The organism is Candidatus Ozemobacteraceae bacterium, assembly GCA_035373905.1.
GTDB lineage: Bacteria > Muiribacteriota > Ozemobacteria > Ozemobacterales > Ozemobacteraceae > MWAR01.
In genome coordinates this window covers 85,224-110,150 of record DAOSOK010000005.1, presented here as the reverse complement: position 1 = coordinate 110,150, position 24,927 = coordinate 85,224, and the positions used below count along the sequence as shown (strand labels likewise).

Annotated in this window: 15 protein-coding genes; 13 read left to right on the top strand and 2 right to left on the bottom strand. The window is 63.6% G+C overall.

Going from position 1 to position 24,927, the window contains the following annotated elements; genetic code table 11:
- Positions 1–68 precede the first annotated feature (68 nt).
- The 7 genes from PLU72_03685 (at position 69) to PLU72_03655 (ending at position 8,160) form a co-directional block, all read left to right on the top strand.
- Complete coding sequence (locus PLU72_03685) at positions 69–1,373, top strand: hypothetical protein (GenBank protein HOT27266.1); 1,305 nt, start codon at positions 69–71, stop codon at positions 1,371–1,373.
- Between the two features lie 168 nt (positions 1,374–1,541).
- The gene (locus PLU72_03680; GenBank protein ID HOT27265.1) at positions 1,542–2,831 is read left to right on the top strand and encodes a hypothetical protein; all 1,290 of its coding nucleotides are present in this window, start codon (positions 1,542–1,544) and stop codon (positions 2,829–2,831) included.
- An 8-nt stretch (positions 2,832–2,839) separates the two neighbouring features.
- Positions 2,840–4,489 (top strand): glycosyltransferase, encoded by a 1,650-nt coding sequence (locus PLU72_03675; GenBank protein HOT27264.1) that lies wholly within the window; start codon positions 2,840–2,842, stop codon positions 4,487–4,489.
- Positions 4,486–5,487 (top strand): radical SAM protein, encoded by a 1,002-nt coding sequence (locus PLU72_03670; GenBank protein ID HOT27263.1) that lies wholly within the window; start codon positions 4,486–4,488, stop codon positions 5,485–5,487. The genes PLU72_03675 and PLU72_03670 overlap by 4 nt, the downstream gene beginning before the upstream one ends.
- Positions 5,484–6,344, top strand: a complete 861-nt coding sequence (locus PLU72_03665) for a radical SAM protein (protein ID HOT27262.1) — start codon at positions 5,484–5,486, stop codon at positions 6,342–6,344. Before PLU72_03670 ends, PLU72_03665 begins: the two co-directional genes overlap by 4 nt.
- Entirely contained in the window at positions 6,341–7,240 is a 900-nt protein-coding gene (locus PLU72_03660) for a radical SAM protein (GenBank protein ID HOT27261.1), read from the top strand. Before PLU72_03665 ends, PLU72_03660 begins: the two co-directional genes overlap by 4 nt.
- Complete coding sequence (locus PLU72_03655; protein ID HOT27260.1) at positions 7,237–8,160, top strand: hypothetical protein; 924 nt, start codon at positions 7,237–7,239, stop codon at positions 8,158–8,160. The genes PLU72_03660 and PLU72_03655 overlap by 4 nt, the downstream gene beginning before the upstream one ends.
- A 2-nt stretch (positions 8,161–8,162) precedes the next feature.
- Here the strand turns inward: PLU72_03655 and PLU72_03650 are convergent, their stop codons facing one another.
- Positions 8,163–9,179, bottom strand: a complete 1,017-nt coding sequence (locus PLU72_03650; protein HOT27259.1) for a polysaccharide deacetylase family protein — start codon at positions 9,177–9,179, stop codon at positions 8,163–8,165.
- A 115-nt stretch (positions 9,180–9,294) separates the two neighbouring features.
- On the opposite strand from PLU72_03650, the gene PLU72_03645 reads away from it, so the two are divergent.
- The 5 genes from PLU72_03645 to PLU72_03625 are packed head-to-tail and all read left to right on the top strand — an operon-like array spanning position 9,295 to position 16,623.
- Positions 9,295–10,314 carry an ankyrin repeat domain-containing protein gene (locus tag PLU72_03645; protein ID HOT27258.1) on the top strand — a complete coding sequence of 340 codons (1,020 nt, stop codon included), beginning with the start codon at positions 9,295–9,297 and terminating at the stop codon, positions 10,312–10,314.
- A 15-nt stretch (positions 10,315–10,329) separates the two neighbouring features.
- A complete protein-coding gene (locus PLU72_03640) occupies positions 10,330–12,159 on the top strand; it encodes a hypothetical protein (protein ID HOT27257.1) in 1,830 nt (609 codons plus the stop codon).
- Complete coding sequence (locus PLU72_03635; GenBank protein ID HOT27256.1) at positions 12,156–13,076, top strand: hypothetical protein; 921 nt, start codon at positions 12,156–12,158, stop codon at positions 13,074–13,076. The genes PLU72_03640 and PLU72_03635 overlap by 4 nt, the downstream gene beginning before the upstream one ends.
- Positions 13,077–13,087: 11 nt before the next feature.
- Positions 13,088–15,226, top strand: a complete 2,139-nt coding sequence (locus tag PLU72_03630; GenBank protein ID HOT27255.1) for an ATP-binding protein — start codon at positions 13,088–13,090, stop codon at positions 15,224–15,226.
- 2 nt (positions 15,227–15,228) lie between these two features.
- Complete coding sequence (locus PLU72_03625) at positions 15,229–16,623, top strand: sigma-54 dependent transcriptional regulator (GenBank protein HOT27254.1); 1,395 nt, start codon at positions 15,229–15,231, stop codon at positions 16,621–16,623.
- 34 nt (positions 16,624–16,657) lie between these two features.
- On the opposite strand, the gene PLU72_03620 is transcribed toward PLU72_03625, so the two are convergent.
- Positions 16,658–19,294, bottom strand: a complete 2,637-nt coding sequence (locus PLU72_03620) for an IPT/TIG domain-containing protein (GenBank protein HOT27253.1) — start codon at positions 19,292–19,294, stop codon at positions 16,658–16,660.
- A gap of 228 nt (positions 19,295–19,522) precedes the next feature.
- Between PLU72_03620 and PLU72_03615 the strand changes: the two genes are divergently transcribed.
- Complete coding sequence (locus tag PLU72_03615) at positions 19,523–24,916, top strand: Ig-like domain-containing protein (GenBank protein HOT27252.1); 5,394 nt, start codon at positions 19,523–19,525, stop codon at positions 24,914–24,916.
- The last annotated feature ends 11 nt before the right edge of the window (positions 24,917–24,927 follow it).

The following is a 24,927-nucleotide window of genomic DNA, read 5'->3' as shown; positions in this document are numbered from 1 at the left end:
TCTGGTTTTCTCTGTATAATGAAAAGATACTGGTACGCACAATGCTGCCATTTCGGGAGGATGAACGGATGAACGCACGAACGCCTACGCGACTCAGGCATATCACGGGGGTTGTCTGCATCTTCATGGTGCTGATCGCCTCCGCTTCCTTCGCATGGGACAGGCATTTTCTGCTGACCAGCGTCGCGGTCAACGCGCTCGAAGACGAACTGCCCGACCTGGACAAAGTGGTCAGGCCGACGACGCTCGCGTCGTTCGTCGCCCGAAACAACGAAGCGCTCAAAACGGCGCTCCGGCTGTTCCACGACTGGAAACAACGGGTGTATCCCCATCCGCAATGGCTCCTCTCGGATACGAACGCAGCTCTGCTGCGCCAGCCCGGAACGATGTCCCAGAAGCAATTTCTCGAGATTCTCGGCGTCGCCCCCGCCGCCTTTTCAAAAGTCGTCATCCCGCCCGGATTCGACGCCGTCCAGAACACCGCCCTGGCGAACCCGAGCATGGCACGCCGGTTCGGCGACTGGTTGGTCCTGTTCTCCGACGAACCCGACTGGGGAATGGATCAAGGCCTGTTCGGCGCCGGCGACCCGCGGTACGGCGAGATTCCCTACGGCTCGTTGAAAGGCACCGGTTCCCAGGCGCCGTTCCACATGTATTTTCCCTGCGAGAACTGGATTTCCCTCAAGATCAAGCCGTCCCTCAAGCAGGGCATGACGCATTTACGCTTTGTCGCATTCGCCAACCTGGCTCAGGTCGCCCTGTGCGCCGGCGACCGGTATTGGGCCGCCCGGTTTCTCGCCTGCACCATCCATTACCTGCAGGATATGACCGCACCATATCATGCGAGCGCCGTGCCGTTTCTCAATCCGCTCGTCATCGCAAAAGCCATCCTGGCGAAAGACAAGGATCGATTCAGCCGTGACAACACGCAACTCCTGTCGAACCGCCACTTTCTCTTCGAAGCCGTCGCGCTCCGCATGCAGATTCTGGGCGCGGCAGTCCCGGAAAAGCTGTATCCCGGCCTTTCGCAGAAGATTGCCTCCCTGTGCTCCGCCCGGGATAAGGCGGACGAACCGCCCACCACGATGCTGATGAAGCGGTTCAAGGCCGACAACAAGAGCGCCTTCGACCGGGCGCACAAGATCGACAAACTCGTGAGCAAAGCCTTCCCGAAGAAACTGGTCGGCGACCCGAGCTACGATCCCTTCGCCGACGGCGCGTTCGACGTGTCTCCCTATTTTTCCGATGCCTCGGTGCAAAGCTGGATCGACGGCCGGCGAAACAGGAATACCCCCCTCCTGAACGAGATCGGCGACAATCTCTCGAACGCCGTCGAGGCGACCCTGGCGACTCTTCTCGCCGTTCTTCGCTGACCTCACCCGCGCTTCCGGCAGAATTCCCCGCTCCCTCGGAGCCGGGCCGCCGTGTTACAGTGATCCCTGAACGTTCAAGGGAAACGCGCGGCCCGGTTTTTTATCTGCCGGCAATCAGGCGCCGCGCCGGGCCGGCGGCGAAAACGAGAATGGGAAGGTGAGAGATACGTGAGTGTTTACCGATCGACCGACGTCGTCCAGGCCGCCCGCGCCCTTTCCGAGACGGCGACGACGGAAATCGAGGAACTCCGGAAGCTCAAGGCCGAGAACACGTCGGCCCTGAACGAGGCCGTCAGAGCGCGCGACGAGGAAGCCCTGCGGCTGGCCGTGGCCCTGCTTCCAGAGCTGAGCCCGCCCGCCCTCGAGCGCGCCGCGCACCTGAGCGGCTGTCCCCTCCTGTCGCGCCCAGACCTCGTCATCAGGCGAGAGGAGGATCGCCGCGCCCGCACGGCCGAACTCGCCGAAACCGAGGCCGACCCGCGCTTTTCCAATGCCGCGAGCATCCTCTCACGGCTCGAAAAAAAGCGAGCGGAGCAGCTCGCGGAGTCAGCGCCGGCCCGCCAGTTGTCGGCCAAGGTTCAGCACCCCCGCCTGGACAGACTGATCGAATCCGGATACGATACTCCATCATATAGAACAGCATTCTGGCAGCTCGAGTTTTACGACGATTGGAAGGCAGGCGACGAGATTCTCGAACGGTTTCCCGATCTCGAGGCGTTCGCGCAACTCCGGCCGAGAATTCTCGACGCATGGAAAACCATCGAGGAATCTGACCGGGCGATCGCCGAGACGGACTCCCTGATCGCCGCCGTCGAAGCCGCCAGGCAACGCAGCGCCGAGCTCCGCCGGTATCTCGAGCACCTCGACGATCTGCACCTCGAGCGGGCGCACGAACTTCTCGTCCGATACCTGCTCGATGGCGATATGAGCTCGATCGACCGGCATCTCTCGACCGCCCCCGACCTCGCCGAGGCGTTCAAGACCCTTCGCGGCACGGCGGCGAAAGCCCTGTATCTCGAGCGCATCAATACCCAGCTCGATGCCGAACTGGCGCAACTCGGAGAGCTCAAGAACAAAGCCGATCGCGACACATACAAGTGGCAACGGCCGAAGCGTTACAACGAGACCCTCGCGGATATCGATTACGACCGTCGGTACGTCGCGCCGCGCGACAAGATCCGGAGGCGACGCAAACGGTATGCCCGCATGACCGGCACCATTCGCGATTTCACCGATTACGGCCGCGTGAACCTCACCGGCTCCGTCCTTTGGTGGGACGTTTTCACGGACGGCTTGTTCGACGGCGATTTTATCCCGGAAGTCTCCGCGTTCCGACACGACCACCCGGATTACCAGGGAGCCCATCGTCATCTCGGCGCCGAAGAGGCCGCGGCGGCGGCAGAAGCGGGGCTCCTGCACGGCGAAACAGGCCCCGGACGCTTCGCCGACGCATCGTAGCCGCGTTCATGGGCCAGACGCTTCGAATCGTCAACTACGCCGTCAACGGAGCGGGCGTGGGGCATCTCACCCGCCTGACCGCGATTTCCCGCTGGCTCCGGCGATACGCCCACGCGCTCGATATAAAGTTGGAGATATGGTTTCTCACATCCTCCGAAGCCGACGCACTGCTTTTTCACGAGCGGTTCGCCTCGTTCAAACTGCCGTCCAAGACGTCCGTGGCCGAGAGCGGGATCGACAAGACCGCCTACCTCGCCCTCGCCAAGCAGTGGGTCTGGCATTCGCTCGGGCTTCTGCGACCGGACCTGTTCGTCGTGGATTCCTTCCCGAGAGGCAGTTTCGGCGAGCTGCTGCCGGCGCTCGACCTCTGTCGGAAACGGGCGTTCATCTTCCGCCCGATGAAATCCGCGTTCGCCGAGCGGGCCGAGTTCCAGGCGATGCTTCCGCTGTACGACCGGATTCTCGTCCCGGAATCCGACGCCGCCGTTCCCGTGCCTGACCAGATCCGCGCGCGCGTGGCGCATGTCGGCCCCGTCATCGCACGGGAGCGGGCCGAACTGCTTCCGCGCGACGCGGCCCGCAGACATCTCGGCGCGCCCCCCGACCGCCTCGCCGTCTACCTGTCGGCCGGCGGCGGAGGCGACCCGACGGCCGCCGCCCAACTCGAATCGACGATCGCCGCACTCGCACCTGATTCTTCCCTGCATCTTGTCGTCGGGGCCGGGCCGCTCTACCGCGGCCGCCAGATTCCGGGAGAGCGCATCACCTGGCTGTCGGGACTCGGCGCCTCGGAGCTGATGGCCGGCCTCGACATCGCGGTCTGCGCGGCCGGCTACAACACGTTCGCGGAGTTGATGCAGGCGGGCGTTCCGGCGGTATTCCTTCCTCAGGAGAAGATCGCCGACGAGCAGGATGCCCGCGCCGCGAAGGCCGTGGCTGCCGAAGCGGCCGCGTTTCTTCCGCCCGGCCCCCTGCCGGAAACTCTGCCCGCCCAGGTTGACGCCTGGCGGGATCCCGTCGCCAGGCGGAAGGCGTCGGCCGCGGCGCATGCCCTCATGCCCGGCAACGGCGCCCGGCTCGCGGCGGCGGAGCTCCTCCGGCTCCTTCTGCCGGCCGCGCAGGTCGAAACCGCCGAAGCGATGGTCGGAGACGGGATTCTGCGCGCCGCGGCGGAACTGAACCTTCCCGAGACGCTGTTCGTCGATATGGCCCAGGCCCTCAACCATGACCACGGCCACGACAGGGTCGCACCGGATGCCGACCCGGCCGTGGCCGGCGCCGGCGCGATCGAGATCGCCGCCGACGCCGCCGGACGGGGTCTGCCGGTTGAAGCCGTGCTCCGGGCGGTCGTTTTTCTTGCGAAACGGCTTCCCGGGGCATCGCCGCACGGCCGGATCGATGCCGCGCGGCGCCTCGTCGAGGCGGCCGCGCCCTTCGGCGACTGGGCGGGTCTCATCGCCCTGCTGAAGATGTTCGGCAACGAGCGTGCCGACGCCGTCGGTTTCACGGCCGAGTTGTGCGCTTTTCTCGGGCATCTTCTCCGGCGGAAGGAAGACCTGTATCGCGGTATCGCCCGGCTGACGGCGTGCCAGCCCTCCGACGGCGCGCCCGTTTCGAACGTCGATCTGGTGCGCGCGGCGATGAGGAGCATGACGTGACGAAAGGCCCCGTCACCCTGCATCTCGACATCACGAACGCCTGCAACACCGACTGCGTGACCTGCTGGGACCATTCGCCGCTCCTGACGGCCCCCCGCGCGCCGGCCTGGAAGAGCCGGCAGGCCGATGTCGATTTCCTGCTGGCGACGGTCGCGGAAGCCGCCTCCCTGGGACGACTCTCGACCGTCATCGTTTCGGGGATGGGCGAGCCTCTCACCCATCCCCGCGTGCTCGAACTTCTCGCCGGCCTGAAGACCATGGGACTCGGCGTGACGCTGATCTCCAATCTTCTCGCCGACGCCGCAGACCGCCTTCCGGCCGGCGGGGTTGATACAATTCTTATCGGTATACATTCCGCCGACGAGGCCGGGTATCGGGCGTTCCACCCATCGGCGGCCGCGGATGCCTGGTCACGGCTCACGAGGCGGCTCGCCGCCCGGCGCGCAGCCGGCCGCCGCGACCGGCACGTCCAGGTCATCTGCGCCCTGAACGCCGACAAACTCGGCGACATGATCGATCTCGCCGCCGCATACGACGCGGAACGCGTGAACTTCAAGCTCGCGAGCCTCGGCCGCGGAACCGAAGCCGTGCGCATCACCGACGGACAGCGGAAGCGCCTTCTGGCCGAGTGGATTCCCGAAGCCTCCGCTCGCGCTGAACGGCGCGGCGTCAGGCACAACCTTTCCACGCTTCGGGCACAAGTGCTCGCGGGGGGAGCGGCAACGGCCCCCATTGCCGAGGTCGGGTGCCACATGGGCGACCGGTATGCGCGGATCGCCGTCGACGGCACCGTCTACTTCTGCTGCAACACCGAGACCGCGATCGGCAGGCTCGGCGACGGAACGGGATTTTCCGACCTCTGGCACGGTTCCGACTGGAACGCGATGCGCGGGAGGCTCGCGCGGGGAGAGTATTTCCCGGGATGCGCCCGGTGCGGGAAGTTCGAGCAGAACGCCAAGCTGGCCGCGAAGCTCCGCCGGGCGGAGAACGTCGCATGAGACAGCCGACGATCGAATGGCAGGTGCTCGGGGCGTGCAATTATAATTGCAGCTATTGCATACAGAATCCGAAACATCGCGTCGGCGTGCCGGATGCGGCCGCGATCGATGCGATCCTCCGGTTCTACGCGAACCTGCCGGTGCGGTTCGAGATCAAGATGAGCGGCGGCGAGCCGTTCACTCATCCGCTGTTTCTCGACCGGATCATCCCGGGGCTGGTTTCGGAAACACCGCACATGATCTCGGTCCTCACGAACCTGTCGGCCGGGAAAACCGACCTGGAACGCTTCGCCGAACGGACCGCCGGCCGGATCGGGATCGTCTCGGCGTCGATGCATCTCGAGCGCGTGACGCCCGAAGCCTTCATCGACCGGGCTCTCCATCTCCGGAGCCTGCTCGCGCCCGAGGCCCGGCTCGTCGTGAACTCGGTGCTGGTCCCCGGCCGGCTCGAAACGATCGCCCGGGCCGCCGGCATGGTGAAAGCCGCGGGACTGCGGTTCTTCCCGCAGCTCATGAAGACGAAACACGGGATCGCAGCCTACCCGGACGACGAAACGTCCCTGCTGGCGGAGCTTCTCGGGCACGCACCCACGCCGCACGAGGCGAATCTCGCGCCGAGTTACCGCGGCCACCGTTGTCATGCGGGCATCGAGTATTTCGTCGTCACGCAGACCGGCGACGTCTGGAGCTGCAGAACCGCGCGACGCAACGAGACGGGGCATCTCGGCAACGCCGTCGCAGGCGATTTCCGACCGTTGTCCGAACCCCGCGTCTGCACGTGGGACATCTGTCCCTGCACCGTTCCGGCCAACCGCGGCATGATCGAAGGGCTCTCCTCCGCGAGGACGGACGCATGAACGCAACGCCGAGGCCGTCGGAGGGCGTCGTCAGCTGGAACATGACGACGCGCTGCAACCTGCGCTGTTCCTACTGCACCCAGCGCCACAAAAGCGACCGGGGCCGCCCTCCCCGTCCGGCGAAGGCGTTCATCCCGGCGTTCTCCCGCCTGCCGGGCCGCTGGGAGATCAAGCTCTCGGGCGGAGAGCCTTTCATGCACCCCGAGCTCGACGTCCTCGTTTCGGCCATCGCCGGCCTCGGACACCGCGTCTCGATCGTGACGAATTTCACGGCTTCCCGCGAGCGACTCGCCGCCTTCGCCGCGGCGGCGGGTGGCCGCATCGGCGTATTCGCCTGTTCTCTGCATCTCGAGCATGTGAACGACCCCGCGAAACTCGACGAGTTCATCGACCGCGCCTGCTGGTTCGCGCAGGTCCTCGTGCGCGGTGCGGACCCCGGGCTGCCCCGACCGAACCTGTGCGTGACCTCGGTTGCCACGCGCGCCGCCCTGCCCCGCCTTCCCGACCTTGCTGGGCGGTTCGGAAACCGGGGAGTCGCGTTCAAGGTCCAGCCCGAGAAGCAGGACCGCGACGTCATCGGGTATACCGATGCCGAACGCGCCGCCATTCTCGCTCTCGGCGGCCATAATATGACGGGAGATATACGACACTCGTTCAAGGACCGCCCCTGCTGGGCCGGCTCGCGGGCCTTCATTCTCGACGACCTGGGCGGTGCCTGGCGCTGCTACCCGGCACGCAGATACAGGCTGGAGTCGCTCGGCGACTTCACCGGCGAGCGGTTCACCCTGAACGACGGGCCGCGACCCTGCCTGTACGACTACTGCAACTGCACCGTTCCCATCGCCCGCGGCATGATGCCGACGGACCATTCCTCATCATCGGAGACGGAAAGATGAGATACAAGACGTTCCGCGCCCTCGTCATCCTCGGCCTGCTCGGCATCGCCGGCGGCGGTCTTTACGAGATTCATCGGTATCAGGAACATGCCCGCGACGTGGAGGAAAAGGCTCTTCGCCGCGTGAACGAGGATCTCGAGCGGTATCGGCAGGCCCAGCAACAGCGGACGGGTTCGGACGCCGCCACCACGCCGGCGAGGCCGTCAGAACCGGCCGATCCGGCGCCCGCGGCGAACCCCGGCACGAAGCTGCCGGCCGGATACGTCGCGTTGCGGCCCATGGACGTGGAGATTCTCGCTGCGGCCGGGGCGAATATCTCCGGCGACAAGGTCAAGGACGCGATCCGGGGCCGGCCGTGGAAAGTGAACCTGTTCAAAGACGCCGGCCAGGCGAAGGTGAACCGCCTGAAAATCGACCTCGACCGCGACGACAAATGGGACGAGAAGTGGTCATGGGACCCGGAGGGCCTCCAGCGGCAGGTCGCTCCGGCGGACGACGAGCGGTATACGATTCAGACCTGGTATGACGTGAACCTGAACGCCTGGTCGTCCGCGAAACCGGCAACCGGCCCGGCTCCGACCGTCGCCGAAACGGCGCCCGGCATCCCCTCGCCCGCGACGGATCAGCTCGCCCTGCGTCCCATGGACGCCGAAATCATCTCGGCCGCGGTCGCGAACATTTCCGGCGACAAGGCGAAAGATGCCGTCAGAGGGCGTTCCTGGAAGGTGAACCTGTACAAGGACGCCGGGCAGACGCAGGTGAACCGTGCGAAGGTCGATCTCGACCGTGACGACAAGTGGGACGAGAAATGGACCTGGAAGAACGGCACCCTCACCCGCGAGGTCGCGTCAAACGACGACGAAGCCTACGACCGGACGTTCATCCTCGACAAGGGCGGAAAGGCCTGGCTGCCCCGCTGAGGTCAGGGAAACGCCCGGCAGAGCATCGACTCGAACAGGGTTCCGGTCCTTCGGGCCTTCAGCAGGGAAACCGCCGTCCAGGAAAAGTCGTCTTTCCTGGGCTTGAGCAGCGCCGCCAGAATAGGTCGATCGAGCCGGGCAAGATCGAGCGGGGGCATCTCGGGGATCCAGGGAAGGGTGACGGGAGCTTTTGCCGCCCAGTATTCGCGTCCCGAGGCCGGGGCGCCGTAGACGGCGGGGATCAGGCCGTTCTCGGTGAACGCGACCAGCAGCGGCTCGAGGGCCGCCACGGTGCTCGGCAGCGTGTCGTGCATCAGCACGATGCCGCCGCGCGTGCCGTTTCCGAGGTGAAGTTGGCGTTTCACGTTCTCGCAGGTTCGCACCATGCTCCGGTTTCGCCAGTCGTAGGGGTCTACGGACCAGAGCATCACGTCCATGCCTTCCTGCCTGACGGCCTGCAGAACGTTCTGGTTCAGCGCCCCGTAGGGCGGCCTGAACACGCGGGGTCTCGTTCCCGTGATTTTTTCCACGAGGGTGTTGAGTTGCCGAATCTCGTCGAGGGCCTTTGCCGCGGCCGCATGTGAAAGATTCGCATGGTGCGCGGTATGATTTCCGATCACGTGTCCTTCGTCATGGATGCGCCGGAGGATCTCGGGGTATTTTCGGACGTTCGTGCCGACGACGAAGAATATCGCCTTCATGCCGTGCTTTTTCAGCGTATCGAGGATATAGGGCGTCGTGTTCGGGTTCGGCCCGTCATCGAATGTCAGCAGATACTGCCTGCTGCGCCCCATCGTCGAGGCGATGAATTTCCGATTGTAGAATACGCTGGCGCCATCGGACGGAAGGCCAGACTCGGTGGGCGCGCTCACCGGAGACACCGCGGCCATCGCAAACTCGACCCGGGAGGTGACTCCCGCATCCGTCGCGGGAACGGCTTCGGCACAGGTCACCCCAACGAGCATGAGAGCGGAACACATCGTTACAACGCGCAGTGCGTATTCGGTCATCTTGTTCATAGCAGAAAATGTATCGGCAAATCCCTGTCCGATTCTGAGAACCTCCCGTGTGGTATGCTGTGAAAAGCGACGACATCATTTCTATCACGGATTCACCTTCATGGAAAAGCGTGTCATGACGACGTTTCGCCGGGCGGTACCGGCTGCGGTGCTGGCCGTCCTGTTTTTTTGCGGGTTCCCGGCGCTGGCCGGCGACATCCACGAGGCGGCGAAAATCGCCGACATCGATCGCATCAGGGAAATTCTCGCGCGGAATCCGGGCGAGGCGAACTCCCTGACGCCCTACGGCACGACCCCCGACGGGTATGCAATGACGCCGCTTCACTGGGCGGCCCGGATGGGCCATCTCGACGTTGCAACGCTTCTTCTCGCGCACGGCGCTGAAATCTCCCGTCGCACCTCGCGGGGCATGACGCCGCTGCACATGGCCGCCCTGCGGGGCCTCGCCTCGATGACCGAATTTCTGCTGGATCATGGCGCTTCGGCGACGGCAACCGACTCATACGGCGCCACCCCTCTCCACCTGGCGAGCATCTGCGGCTCCGTGCCGACGATCCGCGTTTTTCTCTCCCGCGGGGTTCCCGCCGACGTTCGGGGAAGCGGCGGCGCGACGCCGCTGATTGAAGCGGTCAGACAGGGAAGAACCGGCGCCGCCTTTCTGCTCGCCTCGGCCGGCGCGGATCTTTCGCGAGCCGACGATGCCGGGGAAACGGCCTTGCACGCGGCCGTCCGCCGCCGCCACGCCGTTCTCGTCCGCCACCTGCTCGCCGCCGGCGCTTCAACCGCGGCCGCGAACGGCCAGGGGCGGACCCCGTTGCACCTCGCGGCGCATCTTCTCTGGCCCGAAGGCGTGAAGATCCTGCTCGAGAGCGGCGCCTCCGCCGACCCGCTCGATCGGGACGGCAGTACGCCGTTGCTGCTGGCCGGACGACAGGCCTTCTGGGAGTTGTCGACGACCCGCGCCCGCGCGAAAGACCTGACGCAGTTGTTCGACGACGTTCTCTCGCTGTTCCTCGCGCACGGCGCAAACGCGGAGTTCAGGGCTGGCGACGGCACGACGGTCAGGACACTCGCATCCTTCATCGTCGGCACTCCCAGGCTCGAGCGCCTGCGGCGCGGCGCGGGGACCCGGTAAGGGCGAGCATTTCACGTGCAGACGCTCCGGTCCGTCATGAAGGCGATCCCCCGTCGCGCCGCCGCGGCGGCGGCCGTCATATCTGCTATCATATATTTTGTATGGGGATTCGCCGTCCCCGTCGCCCGGTGGCAGATATCTATTCCTATCGCTATAGATCACGAGACGGAGGCGACGCTCCCCTATCCCGCCCTCGAGACGGCCGGCATCCTCGCGGCCTATCGCGCGGCCGCCGCGCCGATTCTGCAGGAGGAATCGGACCGGACCGGTTGCCGCTGGAGCGTCGCGTACGTTTCCTCGCCCGCGACGGGGCTCTCCCTGACGCTGACGGCTCCGTTCGACTCCTCGATCGCGAAACGGGCGGACATCCTCGTTTCGCATCTCGCGAACGCCCTGGAAGCGACGAGAAGCGATCTGTTCGCGAGCATCGGCCTGAAGCTGGCCCACGACATGGAGCTTCTCGAAGCCGACCGAAAATCCTCCATCCCGGATGACGATCCGCTCTCGGACGAATCCCAACTCGCGAAACTCGATGAAATGTCCCAGAATCTCGCCCTCGCCGCCGAAAATCTGCGCCGCGAACTCACCCTGGTCGAGGCCGAGGCCGCCCGTCTACAATCGGCCGTCAGAAAGGCTCAGCCCCGGCCCGCACCGGAAAAGCAACGGTCCCAGATACGGCTTGGCCCCTGCGAGGGGGAAGGGCGCTCCGCCCCGACCCGGATCCGCGTTCCCGCTCCAAGGCGGACGCCTTCCGCGCAAACCGCGGACCCGGCCGCGGTCCGGGAGAACGCCGAAGCGCTCAGGCGCCTGAAGGCCGAAACCGCCCGAATACGCCAGGAAATCGACCTGATCGCCCAGTCAAAACAGCAGGTTGACGAGCGCAGGCGCACCGTCGCGATGGCCCAGACCGGTCTGGAGCAGAAAAAAACCGAGATCGCCCGGCTCCTCGAACAAAACAAGGCGCTGACCGGCCTGTTCACCTCGGGATACGGCAAGCTCGACGTTTCTCGCCAGACTCGAACGTTTCCCTCGCAACTCCTGGATGCCTGGTTCGCGGCGCAGCCGCTCGGCCTGCTTACCGGGCCGGTTCTGGTCTGGCTGACGATCCGCTGGAGAAAGGGCCGGTCGCAAGGCTCGATTCTCTGCGATCGGCCTCCCGTCATCGGCGCCATTCCGGCTCTGACACGAGAAACAGTCGAGGAAATGCTCCGTCCCCTCTCATTCGCGGCGACATCGCCCCGAGAAGCGCTCACCCTGACGAAAATCGCTGCCGACCTTGCAAGAAAGGCCGATGAGAACGAATGCCGGACGATCGCCATCGTCGGTTCCCATCGCGGCTGCGGCACGTCCGTCTCAGCCGCTCTGATGACCGCCGCCTTCGCGAACGATCGGAAGCGACCGCTCCTGATCGACCTGCATTGGAAGCGGCCGACCCAACACAGCCTCTGGTGGCTTCCCTGGGCCTCCGGAACGGTCAACTGGCTCGCTTCGAACGCCGTACCGCCCCAGATCAGCCGCGGGAATCCGGACGAAACCGCCCGCGCCGTCGTCGTTCCAGCCGGCCCTCTGCCGCCGTGTCCGGAAAAAGCCGTCGAATCGGCGCCCTGGAAACTGTGGCTCGGGAACTTTCCCCGCGAAGAGACGCAGTATCTGTTCGCGGATCTCGGAAACGTCGAAGACTCCCCCGACCTGATGGCCGGACTCACGACCGCGTTCGACGGGTTCGTCCTCGTATCCCGTCCGGAAACCCCCGACCAGGCCGAGAACGCCGCGGAAACGCTCTCACGAACCGGCAGGCCGTTCCTGGGCTACCTGTACGCGGGCGGCGGAGACTCCCCGTCATGAAGGCATTTCCAGGCTTCCGTGGCATCATCCTTCTCGCCCTCCTGCTGTTGTTCCCATCCATGCCGGGAGGTTGCGACACGATCGAGATACTGATGCCTTCCCGCCTGAATTTCCCGTCCTGGGTGCTCGACTCGCTGAGAAAGCGCATTGGAACGTTACTGGCGCACGAGGTCTCCCTTCACCTGCTTCCGATCTCGGCCGAATCCGGCCCCGTCGACGTGGCTTCCGTTCCGCTCCTGCTGATCGAGGAAGGAACGCATCTCGCCTCGGTCGCCGCCGAGATGCGCCCCACGCCGATCACGCTCCACGTGTTCTGGATGCTCGGCACGCGCATGGAGCGGCTTGCCGGCATCGCCTCGGCACCGCCGGCGACCCTTCGGGAGTTTTACGACCTTCTCGAACAACTACGGCTACGCAATCCGGACCATTACCCCTGGTTCGAATCTCTCGAGGCGCCGCTGACCCTGTATCGCCTCAGGCAGGCCATGCGGAAGGGACCGGAGGATGTCACTCCCACCCATCTCCAGAACGCTCTCGACAGGAAATGGCTCAATCCGTATTCCCTGGAATCCGACGAAAGCCTGGCTCATGAGGTGTTTGAAGCCGGCGATGCGGTATTCTCCTCTCTTTGGGTTCCCGGCGACGCCGTCGCCTCATCCGTCTTCGTCGCCACATGCGGAATCCGGTTCTCCCCCTTTCCCGGACCCGACGGACCGACGGCCGTCCCGCACATCCGGCTGAGACTCTGGGCCAATCGCGAGGATCCGCGCTGGTCCGGCCGCGCCGTCGCCCCCTTCCTTCCATCCAGGGAAATCGAGGGTGCCGTGTTCCTTCCCTGCGACATTCTCTCGGAACGTCTCTGGGTCAAGCGCGAGGGATCGCGCTACTTCAACCGCCTCATCGAAGGCGAGCCCTGACGGGAGCAGCCATGTATATCTCTTTGCGAGTCAAGATCCTGTCGGTGCTGTTCGCCGCCATCGCCGCGCTCGGCTTCGTTTTCAACGAAAGCGCGACTAGGCTCATCGTTGAGAAAACCGAGGAGATCTTCCAGGAACGCGTCGAGACGCTGCTGCAATCGATCCGCTCCTCCTGGGAATCCGAGCGCAACCAGGTTCTGCGCATGGCGACGCTGTATTCCGAATCCGACAAACTCGTGAACTACTCGGTGTATGGGCTCACGAACCTGCTCCAGAAGGAGATGAACCGGCTTATCGCCAACTCCGGCTATTACGAACTCCGGCTTCATCTGAAATCCGGCCTCATCCTTTCGTCCCGATCCGAACCCGGCCACGGGCCGGAAATCGCGGCACCCAATCCTCGCATGACCCTGTCGCGTATCGAACTGGCCACCGTCGGCGACAGACTTATATTATCTGCTATAGTACCCGTTTTCAAAACCGAGGAATTCATTGGCTTCCTGTCTCTCACCCGGGAACTCGACGACAACCGCGCCCGCCGGATGGCCCGTAACCTCCTTGCCGACGTCACGATCGCCGTCCAGGACACGGTCATGGCGACCTCGCTCTCCTCCAGATCCCGTCAGGACATCATGCAGGCGATCGGCCAGTCCGCCGCACCGACGCATATTTTCACGCTCCGCATGGGCGGAGTCCTGCATTCGGTCGGCCAGGTCGAGTTGGCCGAAACCGTCGACAGGCAGCCGTTCCGCATCTACTGCACCATCTCCCAGGAAGGCATGCTCGCCCTGGTCTCCCAGGCCCGCAGCCAGACGCTGAAAATCACCCTCCTCGCACTCGCCGTTGTCATGCTCGTTTCGGTGTTTCTCACGAACAGGGTGCTCCTCGCCCGCATCCGGCAGGTGCGCGACGGCGCCCGACGGCTTTCCCAAGGCGATCTTTCCTATCGTCTCTCCGAACGAGGCCGCGACGAACTGGGCGATCTCGCCCTCTCGTTCAACGAGATGGGAGCCGCCCTGTTGAAGGGCCGCGAGGACATCCAGCAGACGATCGATCGTCTCGAGACGCTGAAAACCTACATCCAGAACATCCTGGCGAGCCTCAGCACCTCCGTTATCACCTTCAACCGCCAGGGCTGCGTCGAAACTGCGAACGGGGCCGCGTTCAGAGAGCTCGCCGGCGTCCTCACCCCCGAGCCCGGGCTTCCCTTCCGGAAACTCTTTCGAGTCATCCACCGGGATTCGAGACGCGCCTTTCTCAAGGCAACCCGGAAGCTTCTCGACAACGGCGAGGAAGGCGTTCCCTTCGACGTCCAATTCGATCTCGGCGCCGGCGGCGGCGTGAAAGTGATGGAATCCAGGTTCACCTTCCTGCGCGATGCCGATCAGAAGCCGTACGGCATGGTCATGACCCTCGACGACATCACGCAGCGGCGGATCATCGAACAGCAGCTGTACCACGCGGACAAGCTGAGTTCGATCGGCCAGCTGGCCGCGAGCGTCGCCCACGAGATCAAGAACCCGCTCGCCTCGATCAAGACCCTCGGCCAGCTTCTCCAGGAGGAAACGCCCTCCGGCGACGGCCGCCGCGAATACATCGACGTGATCGTCTCGGAGGTGAACCGCCTCAACGGCGTGGTCGAGAAGCTGCTCACCTATGCCCGCCCCGAAAAGTCGCAGATCCGCCGCATCGCATTCGCCGAGATCATCACCCCCGTCCTCGCCCTCGTCGACCACGAAGCCAGCCGCCACCGCGTCGAGCTGAAGGCCGAGTATCCCTCCGATCTCGAGATCCTCGTTGACTCGGAAAAGATCAAACAGGTATTGTTAAACTTGGTTTTCAACGGAATTCAAGCCATGCCGGACGGGGGAACCGTGACGATCTCGGCGAGTCATGTCGCGAACAGTCCTTGGTCCGTCATCCGGGTCGCCGACACCGGAATCGGCATGCCAGCCGACATTGCGGCGCGCGTCTTCGAGCCGTTCTTCACGACGAAGCAGCGCGGAACCGGCCTCGGTCTGGCGATCGTCAAGAAGATCATCGATCTCCACGGCGGCAGAATCGAAGTCGAGAGCCGCCAGGCAGCCGGCGGAGCCGCAGCGGGGACCACCTTTACCATCTATCTCCCGCAGGAAAGGAAGGAAGCGTAACCATGGCTTTTCAGTCGAACAGCATCCTGATCGTGGATGACGAAAAATCGATTCTTTTCAGCCTCAAGGCGGCCCTGACCAAAGAGGGCTACACAGTGCGCACGTCCGAAAGCCCGCAGGATGCGTTGAAGCTGGTCGAGCCAGGCGCCTTCCAGGTGATCATTTCCGACTTCAACATGCCGGGAATGACCGGCGTCGACCTCCTCAAGCGGATCAGACAAGTCGACCCGGAGGTCGTCTTCATCCTCATGACGGCGTACGGCAGCGAGAAGCTCGCCATCGAGGCGATGAAGGAAGGCGCGTACGATTATTTTTCCAAGCCGTTCGACATCGACGAGATGCGTGTCGTCGTCGCCAAGGCCTGCGAGCGGTTCACCCTCGCCTGGCAGAAAAAGAACCTCGAGGAGCGCTTTCTCACCGAGACCGAATCCGACCGCATCATCGGCGTTTCCGAGCAAACGAAGCAGGTCAAAGAGCGTATCGAGCAGGTCGCGAAAAGCGACATCACCGTGCTCATCCAGGGCGAGTCGGGCACCGGCAAGGAACTCGTCGCCGAGGCGATCCAGCGCCAGAGCCTCCGCGCCAGCGGTCCCTTCGTGAAGCTCAACTGCGCCGCCCTCCCGGAAAACCTGATCGAGAGCGAGCTGTTCGGCTACGAGAAGGGCGCTTTCACCGGCGCCGCGGGCCGCAAACGCGGCAAGTTCGAGGTGGCGAGCGGCGGCACGATCTTCCTCGACGAGATCGGCGACATGTCGCTCAACACGCAGGCGAAGGTGCTGCGCGTCATCCAGGAGCGCGAGATCGAACGGCTCGGCGGCAACGACCGCATCAAGGTCGACGTGCGACTGATCGCGGCCACCCACAAGGATCTCAAGGCCATGATCGCCCAGGGCCAGTTCCGAGAAGACCTCTTCTATCGCATCAGCGTCGTCAACATCGCCCTCAGCCCTCTGCGGGAGCGACCTGAAGACATCGCCCTGATGGTCGAGCATTTCGTCGGCATCGCCGCCCAGAAACTGGGACGCACCCTCAAGGGCGTCGCCCCGCGCGCCATGACCGCCCTGAAGAATTTCAAGTGGCCCGGAAACGTGCGCCAGCTCGCGAACATCATCGAGGGCGCCGCCGTCTTCGCCAAGGGCGACCAGATCGAGCTCGAGAACCTTCCCGAGGAAGTGAGGCTCGGGTTCGAACCCGAATCGGCCACGTCGGGTCTCGATTGGATAGCTACAGAAATAGAAAAGGGCCGCACGCTCGACGAGATCGTCGCCGACATCGAGAAGGAAATGATCTCCCGAATCCTTCGCGCCACCGAGGGGAACCAGTCGCAGGCGGCTCAGCGTCTCGGCATCAAGCGCGGCACGCTCCAATACAAGATGAAGAATTACGGCCTCTCATAATTCCCATCGCGCAGGGCCGCACGAGCATGCACATCTAGGGTTTATAATATATAACCCAAAGTTTGTAATTGGGAACCTCGGGCGGCGGAGCCACGGTGATCTCGAGGTCGCCGCCGTTGGAGGTCGCGCCGTCGTATTCGACGACGTCGGCGGCAAATCCCGGCATCGTGAGCGCGGCGGCGTTGACGGGCGATTCCGCGTAGGAAAGATGCTTCAGCCCGTTCACGTTTGAGACCCAGCCGCGCAACGAGAGGTCCCTGAACCGGTGCGCCTCTGCTGAGAACCCGGGCAACGAGGCCGAGAGGCCGAGTTCGTCGCAGTACATCGCCAGCGCGAACTCGTTGAAGAACCCCTCGACGCCTGCCGTCACGGGAACCGCGTTGTTCAGCAGCGCCGTGGCGATGTCGGTGAAGCCGCTCTGCCCGTTGTCGTATTCAAGCGACCGGATGGCGGCATACCCGCCGCACCGCTCGAAGAGATACTGAATGAAAAGGTAGGAAAGACCGTAACTTTCGAGCCCGCCTTCTTCCGGCCAGTGATTCAGCGATGCCTTCGTCGGGCCGTTCAGATACATCGCGACCTGACTGACCGGCGTCGACATCTTCTGGGTGAACCCGTAGCCGGCGACCTGCTGGGCCCAGACCGAGAGGCCCTCGTTCAGCCAGTCGACTCCACGGGCACCTTTCTGGTTGTGATAGATCATATGCTGGAATTCGTGCGCCAGGACACCCTTGAAATCGTCGGGATCGTTTTTCATCCACTGATCCCACAGGTAGATGACTTCCGTTCCAGCCGAATGGGTCAGCGCCGGGTTCTTGTCGCGCGGATGGAAATATCCCAGGGTGACAAGCCCGCTCGTCACTCCCTGATTGATTTGGGGGGTAAGGAAGAGAATCACGCGCGGCTGGCCGTCGATGTTGCCCTCCGGATACTGCTGATGGGCGTTCACGCCGTCCCAGCAGGCGGTGGCGAGCGTGGGCCGGATGGCGTCGAACCAGGCCGCGATGTTTTCCGCATCGGAAGCGACCAGGACCGATCCCGAGGCGTCGAGATAGACAAGGCAGTGGGTTCCCGTCGCGGCGAGCGTGCCCGTGGCCAGAACGTCGTTCGCGGAATTTTCGGGCGCGGAACTCGTGAAATCGATCATCCAGAAATTCGCCGTCCCCGGCGCATCGTCAAAAACGCTTGGCCGGACCGAACGACGCGAAGGCCGGACGGCCGCTTTCCGATACCAGGACCTGATCAACGGTCCGACATCCCTGAACCGGCTCGTGGATACCTGCCCGGCCAGACTTCCGGCCGGCCGGCGCGATGCGGGAAGCTCGGGAATATCGGTCGTCAGACCACCCATGACGCCCGTAAACGTCCAGGCGTAGGTTCCGTCCAGCGTTTCGGCGGACGTCCCGCCCGTCACCGAGATGAAGGCGAGCTTTTCACCGGATTCGAGCGCCGGAAGGTGAAGGGTTCCGTTATTCGCGACGGTCGAATTGAAAAAGTCATACACTCCATATTCACCGATCGGAAGAGTCGTGAGCGTCCCGTCATAGGATGTCCAGTCGATCGAATTCGTGGTGTAGCCGTTCACCTCGACCCTGATCGGAACAGTCTGTCCGGAAGGCACGACGTTCACTTCAGGGGCCTTGAACGTGATTTTCGTCTTTGAAATGGAGAGAATCTCGTTTCCCTGCACGGTTTTCGAATCACCCACCTTCACCTTCGTGACGGAACTGTCCGGAACGAAGTTCGTGCCATACAGCGTCAGGGTTTTCCCGGGCACGGAGCGCCGGGGGCTGAGATGCACGAGTTCGGGTTGTATGGTGATCGTAACGCTCGAGATGCCGTCGAGCTGATACTCGGGACTGTTGATGGCCACATCGAGGATCCCCGTCTCCGCCTTCGCCGGCAGTTGAATCCGGAGGTCCCGTCCGGGAGTTGTGTATCCGAGAACCGTGCAGTCGAGGCCATTCAGGCGAACCCGGTTTGACGAACCGACGAGATGGAAGTTTCTCCCATACAGGGTGACGATGCCATTCGGTTTCGAAGATGCCGGCACTACCTCCCGGGCAATGGGCTTCGCCGTGAAAATAACCGGCGAGGCTTCGTGTGACATCTCGCCGCCGATAATGACCCTGACCTCGCCCGTTTCGACCTCGGCCGGCAACTGAACCGTGATTACACCGTTGTTTCCGGTGTTCCAGTCGAGAATGGAGACTTCTTTTCCGGCAACGGTGACTTTTCCCCGGCCGGTTCCAATACCGCGTGCAACGACGGCAATTCTGTCACCATCGGTTCCGAAGGCCGGGGACAGGGACACGACCTCGAAATCGTGCGTCGCCGTCGCCGTCGCATCGGTCATGGTGATATTCACGCCTTCGGTGATCATACCGGAGCGCACGCGGATATTTTCCCTGTAAGACGGAGTATACCCGTGTGCACGGGCCGTCACCCGGTAATCCCCGGCGGCAAGGTTCAGCATCAGGAATGTCCCGTTGCTGGCGGTGATCGCCTGATTGTTTCCGGCTTCGACGATGGCCTGGTCGATCGCTACCGAGGCGCTCGAGGTCACCGCGCCAGAGATGCCCCCGGAATCAAGGTCGGTGATATATAGCGGTTTTCCGCCGGATTCATCGGCGGAGGAATTCACCCCGCCGCACCCGGTGAAAAACATCATTGCTCCAAAAAGGAGAGGGAAAAGGTATGAGAGCACCGTTCTTTTTTCCCGGGGCACGCCCAAATTCCCTCCAGTCTTGTCAGGGGAGACTGTGTGCATAGTGTAGAAAGTCGAAAGAATTCTGACAGATCAGCTATACCCTGTCAAGTTTGGTGCACTTTCTGCCGAAATCACTAGGGAGAAATTCTGTGTTCACGGTGCCACGTTCCAGAACGACAGGAGATACGTATGAGGCAAACGACAACGTCCACCTATTCCACCACTATCCTGAAAGGAAGCAGGATTTTCGCAGTCATCCTGCTTCTCCTTGCCGGCGTCGGCACGCTGTTTGCCGACGTCGGAGGAGTCACGCTGACGGTGGATACGGAGCCCTCGTATGCGTCAGGGATGATTTTCAACGGTGGCGCCAAGGTCACCCTGAAAGCCGCCTGGACGCAAGGTGACACGCCGCCCTTCGGCGCCACCTTCATGACCGGAGGGAGCGCGATCGGCACCGTCAACACCTCCGAAAAGTCGGCTCAGTTCGTCACATCCGGCGCGGCTCTCGGCCCCGGCGACAAGGACTTCACCGTCTCCGTCATCGAAACCGCCGTTCCGAACGCGGTCGCCAAGACCGGCACGGGCAACCGCACCATCACGATCAATACCGAGGCCCCGAACGTCACCGTGACGATCGACAACGGTTCCAGCTTCTCGAACCAGTCGCCGAACAACGTCGTGAACGTTACGGTCACCTGCACCAACAAGGACATCAGCGGAACGCCGGATATCACCATTTCGCCGAGCGCAGGCACCTCGCTCGCCCAGGACGGCACGCCCACGTCCCGCGTGTTCAAATACAAGATCACCCTTTCGTCCGCCTCGACCGGCCAGTATACCGTCCGCGCCGTCTGCAAGGACACGACGCAGCCCTCCACTACCGCCAACACCGGAAGCGGCCAGACGGCGTTCAACGTCGTGAACGAAGGCCCCGCCCCCGCCGCGATCACCCAGATCTCGACTCCCAATCCCACGCATCTCAATGCCGTGACCCTGTCCGGAACTATTTCAAGCAATATCAAAACCGTCGCTGTCTATGAAGGCGCCAACAAGGTTGCGGACGCATCCGTCAATACCTCCGCTCTCACCTGGACGGCCAACCTCTCGGGGCTGACGGAAGGAACCCACACCTACGTGGTCAAGGGAAAAGACGCCCTGGGGAACGAGTCCGCACCCTCCGCCGACTTCAAGGTCGTCATCGACCAGACCAAGCCCCAGGCCCCGACGCTGATCCAGCCGCCCTCCCCGACCTCCTCAAAGAAGATTACGATCACCGGCACCGGCGCCCTCGATCTGGGAACGACCAAATCGACGCCGATCACCGTCCTGCTGTTCGACATGACCGGCCAGATCGCCAGCGTGACCGCCAACGCCGACGGCACGTTCACCTTCACCGACGTCACCCTCAAACAGGAAGGCGACAACATCCTCTACGCCCGCTGCGAGGATAACGCGAAGGGTTCGCCCGGCAACACGTCCGACAGTTCTCCCGCCATACGCGTCGTCCTCGACACGAACGCCACCACGCACACCACGGTCAATGCCGTCGTCGTCGCCCAGGGAACCAATCTCGCGAGCACCTCGGTGCCCTTCCCCGCAACGACGTATCTGGCTCCCGGTGATTACTCGGTTCAGATAACCTACAACGAAGACATGGACCGCACCGTCACGCCGAGCATCGGCGTCAAGCCGACGACCGGTTCCGAAGTCGTCACCACCTCCGGCTCCTGGATCGCGTCGAACACGTTCGTCGGCCAGTTCTCGATTCCGTCCGGCCAGGGAGCCACCTGGGACGGCCAGGCCGCCTTGCGGATTTTCGGCGCCAAGGACGCCGCAGGGAACCTGCAGGACGTCTACAACCAGGCGGCCGCGTTCCGGATCGACACCACCGCTCCGACCACCAGCATGGATTCGATGGATACGATCTACGTGTCCAGCTCCACGACCAGCATCACCCTCAAGGGAACGTCCAACGACAACGGTTCGCTCGTCGGCTACGTCGAGATCGCAACCGCCACGTTCACGGGCGCTCCGCCGACCAGCGGGCTGCGCGTGCCGATCTTCAACGGCCCGAACGTCTCCTGGACGCACAACTGGGACGTGTCGAACCTGCCCAACGGCAAGTACAAGCTGTGGGCGTATGCCGCCGACCAGGCCAAGCCGAATCCGAACGTCGAAGCCATGTCGAACTATCGCACGGTCATCGTCAGCCGGGCGAATCCGACCATCGTCAGAATCAGCCTCGACGACGAGACCACCGACCTTCCGGCGGCCGCCACCCCGAAGATCGCGAGCGACGTCACCAAGATCACCGCGGTCTTCCAGGACGGCGGAACCGCCGGCCTGAACCTGAACGTGCCGCCCACGATGTTCACCCTCCTCCACAACGCGACCAACAGGAACATCACCGGCAACTTCACGAACAACGGCAGCAACACGGTGATCTTCACCTTCCCGAAGCTGACCGAGAACGGCACCTACACCATCTCGGTGCAACCGGTCGACAATGCCGGCAACACATCGGTGGCGGTCGCCACCAGGTCGTTCAACCTCGACACGAGCGCTCCCACGGGAGTGACGGTCATGCCCGGAACCGGCATGTATGCGAATACGACGTATCCTTCGCTTCACGTCGACCAGGTATGGGCCACCATCCAAGATGACGAGGCCGACTACGCGCGCTCTCTCATCAATGTCGCCTATAACGGCATAACGGTAGGCAATCAGCTCATCGGCGCATCGACGACCGCCGTGGTCTGGGATCTCTACGGCGCGACCGCTTCGGCGCCGCGGGATCAGTCCGGAGACGGCCGGTATGACGTCACCGTCACCCCCCGCGATATCAGCGGAAACACCGGAACGGCCCAGAAATCCTACTTCTATTTCGATTCCCAGCCTCCGGTGATCTCGAACTTGTCGCCCGCTTCGGGAACCTGGATCGGACTTGCCAGCGATGCGATCATCCTCACCATGTCCGACGCCCCGGCCGATCTCGTGAAGTATGCCGGCGCGCAGACGGCGCAGGATTCGACCTGGCAGAACGGCCCCGGCAGCGGCTGCAACACAGCCATGTCGTCGTTCACCGCGACCCTCGGCACCGTCGTGAACCAAGGCACGGCGAGCGGCCCCAACTCGCTCACGGTCAAACGCCACCCCGCTCCGACTGCCTCGACGGTCCCCGAGGGTGTGGCGACGCTCTCGATGCGCGCCATCCTGCTCGACAACGTCACGAACTCCTCGCCCAACACCCGCACCATCGATTACACCTACCAGTTTGACTTCCTGCGGCCCACCTTCAAGTTCACGAAGCCGTCCCCGAGCCAGAAATACTGCAAGACCTCGCTGACGGTCGAAGCCGGCGTGGCCGACCGCGGAACCGGAGCGGACCTCCAGATCACGCAGTCGGAAATCACGAATGCCGCCGGGAGCTGGGTCGCCCTGAGCCAGATGCCCGCGCTTCCGGCCAACCAGTCCACCGGAACGATCGTTCTCGACATCTCCACATGGGCCGACGGGAAGCATACGATCAACGGCCGCTGCTACGACCGGGCAGGCAACATGTCCGACGTGAGCGCGTCCAGCGACTCGCCGGCTCCCACGACCGTCGAGATCGTCGTCGACCGCACGCCGCCGGCCGCTCCCATCCTCGTGCTGCCGCTGAACGACAGCGCGTCCCGCGAGCGCAGCTTCCGGTTCAAGTGGAGCAAGGTGACCGACGCCGACCGGTATCTCATCCAGGTCGCCGACGATTCCGCCTTCAATAATATTCTGAACCATATCAATACGGCCGGATCCTATACGGGCCTGCTCGGCCAGGTGACCCAGATGCAGGAGGCCACCTTCACCGCTCCGAAGGAAGGCACCTACTTCTGGCGCGTCGCCGCGATCGAGACCTGCGCCGACGGATGGAATATCAGCAACTATTCCACGACCTGGCGTTTCTCCGTCGACACGGTCAAGCCCAAGGTCCTCGAAGTCCAGCCGACCCCCTCGTCGGGCAACAAGATCACGACCGGCATGGTGACCTTCACGCTCCGGTTCAACGAGAAGATGGACACGACGATCACGCCCTCCGTCTTCCTCACCTCGGCCGGCGGACAGCAGATGCTCGTCGAACAGGTCAGTTTCGTCGAGAACACCTGGACCGGCACGACCGTCATCCCGAAGGACAGCAGCGCAACGTACGACGGAAACGCCGTCATCGCGATCTCCGGCGCCAAGGACCTCGCCGGGAACGAGATGGCCGCCGATTCGACGAACATGGTCGTCATCAACACGAGTCCCGCGTTCGAGATCAAGATTTTCTCGAATCCCGCCCATGAATACGAGATCATGATCGTCACCCGGGCCTCGGAAGCGCTCCAGAGCGCCCCCACCTGCTCCGTCTCGCAGGGCGGTGCGGCGGTCCCGGTCACGATGAACTTCCTCAAGGAAAAATACTACGCGGGCTCCTACCGCATCGATCCGGACCAACCCGGCAAGGCCTACATCGACATCACCGGGACCGACCTCTTCGGCATGGTCGGCAAGGGCTCGGTCCAGTTCACCGTGGCCGCCCTGACCGCGGAATCCCGCCTCAGCCTGAAGACGCCGGACGGCCTCGCGACGCTCGACATCGCCACGGGCACCGTTTCCAAGGCGGCGGGTCTCTACATGCTGTCCAGGTCCGACCTCGACAACGGCGGCGCGAAGTCCCCGCTCGCGAAGATCCTGCCCTCGCTGCTGAAGAACACCGTTTCCACCGGCAACTCCTCCGACCTGGTCGAGGTGATGCCGCTCGAGGAAGTCGGGCCTTCGTCGCTGCGCCTGTCGCGCAGGATCTGGTATACCGCGTCGGTGAAGAACCTGAACCTGAAGGTGCCGGCCGAAAAGGTCCATCTGTATCGCCAGGTGAACGGCAAGTGGATCTTCGTGGGCGGCGTCCTCAAGAACGATCGCGTCACCGCCCAGCTCGGCGGGCTCGGAAAACTCGCCCTGATGGCTGATCTCAAGGCCCCCTCGCTCAGCAACATCAGCCCGTCCGACCGCGAGAAACTCGAAGATCCGCAGCCTCTCCTCGAGGGCACTCTTCGGGACGACGGCGCAGGTATCGATCCGGCCAGCTTCAAGCTGCTGATTGACGGGATCGAGCAGACCGGCGCGGAGCTCGGCGCCGACGGTTCGTTCGCCCATCAGCTCAAGCGCGCGCTCCCGAAGGGCGAGCACCAGATCGAAGTGCTTGCGTCCGACCGCGCCGGCAACGAGATCCGGCAAGCCATCACAGTGACCGCACCCGGCCCGTTCGGGATCAGCGAACTGATCTCGTATCCGAACCCGGCCCGCGGCAACTCGGTCTGGTTCACGTATAACCTCGAGCAGCGGCCCGACGAGCTGTCTCTCTCGATCTACGACGCTTCCGGCGACAAGGTCGACACGTTCGATCTCACCGACGCGAACGGCAACCAGGCCTCCGGCAAGATCCGGTGGGATCTGACCAACCGCCAGGGCAACCGCGTCGGAAACGGCGTCTACTTCTACAAACTCGAAGCCACACGAAACGGCAAGACCATCAAGTCCCGCGGCAAACTCGCGGTGCTCCGCTGACGGCGAAGGAG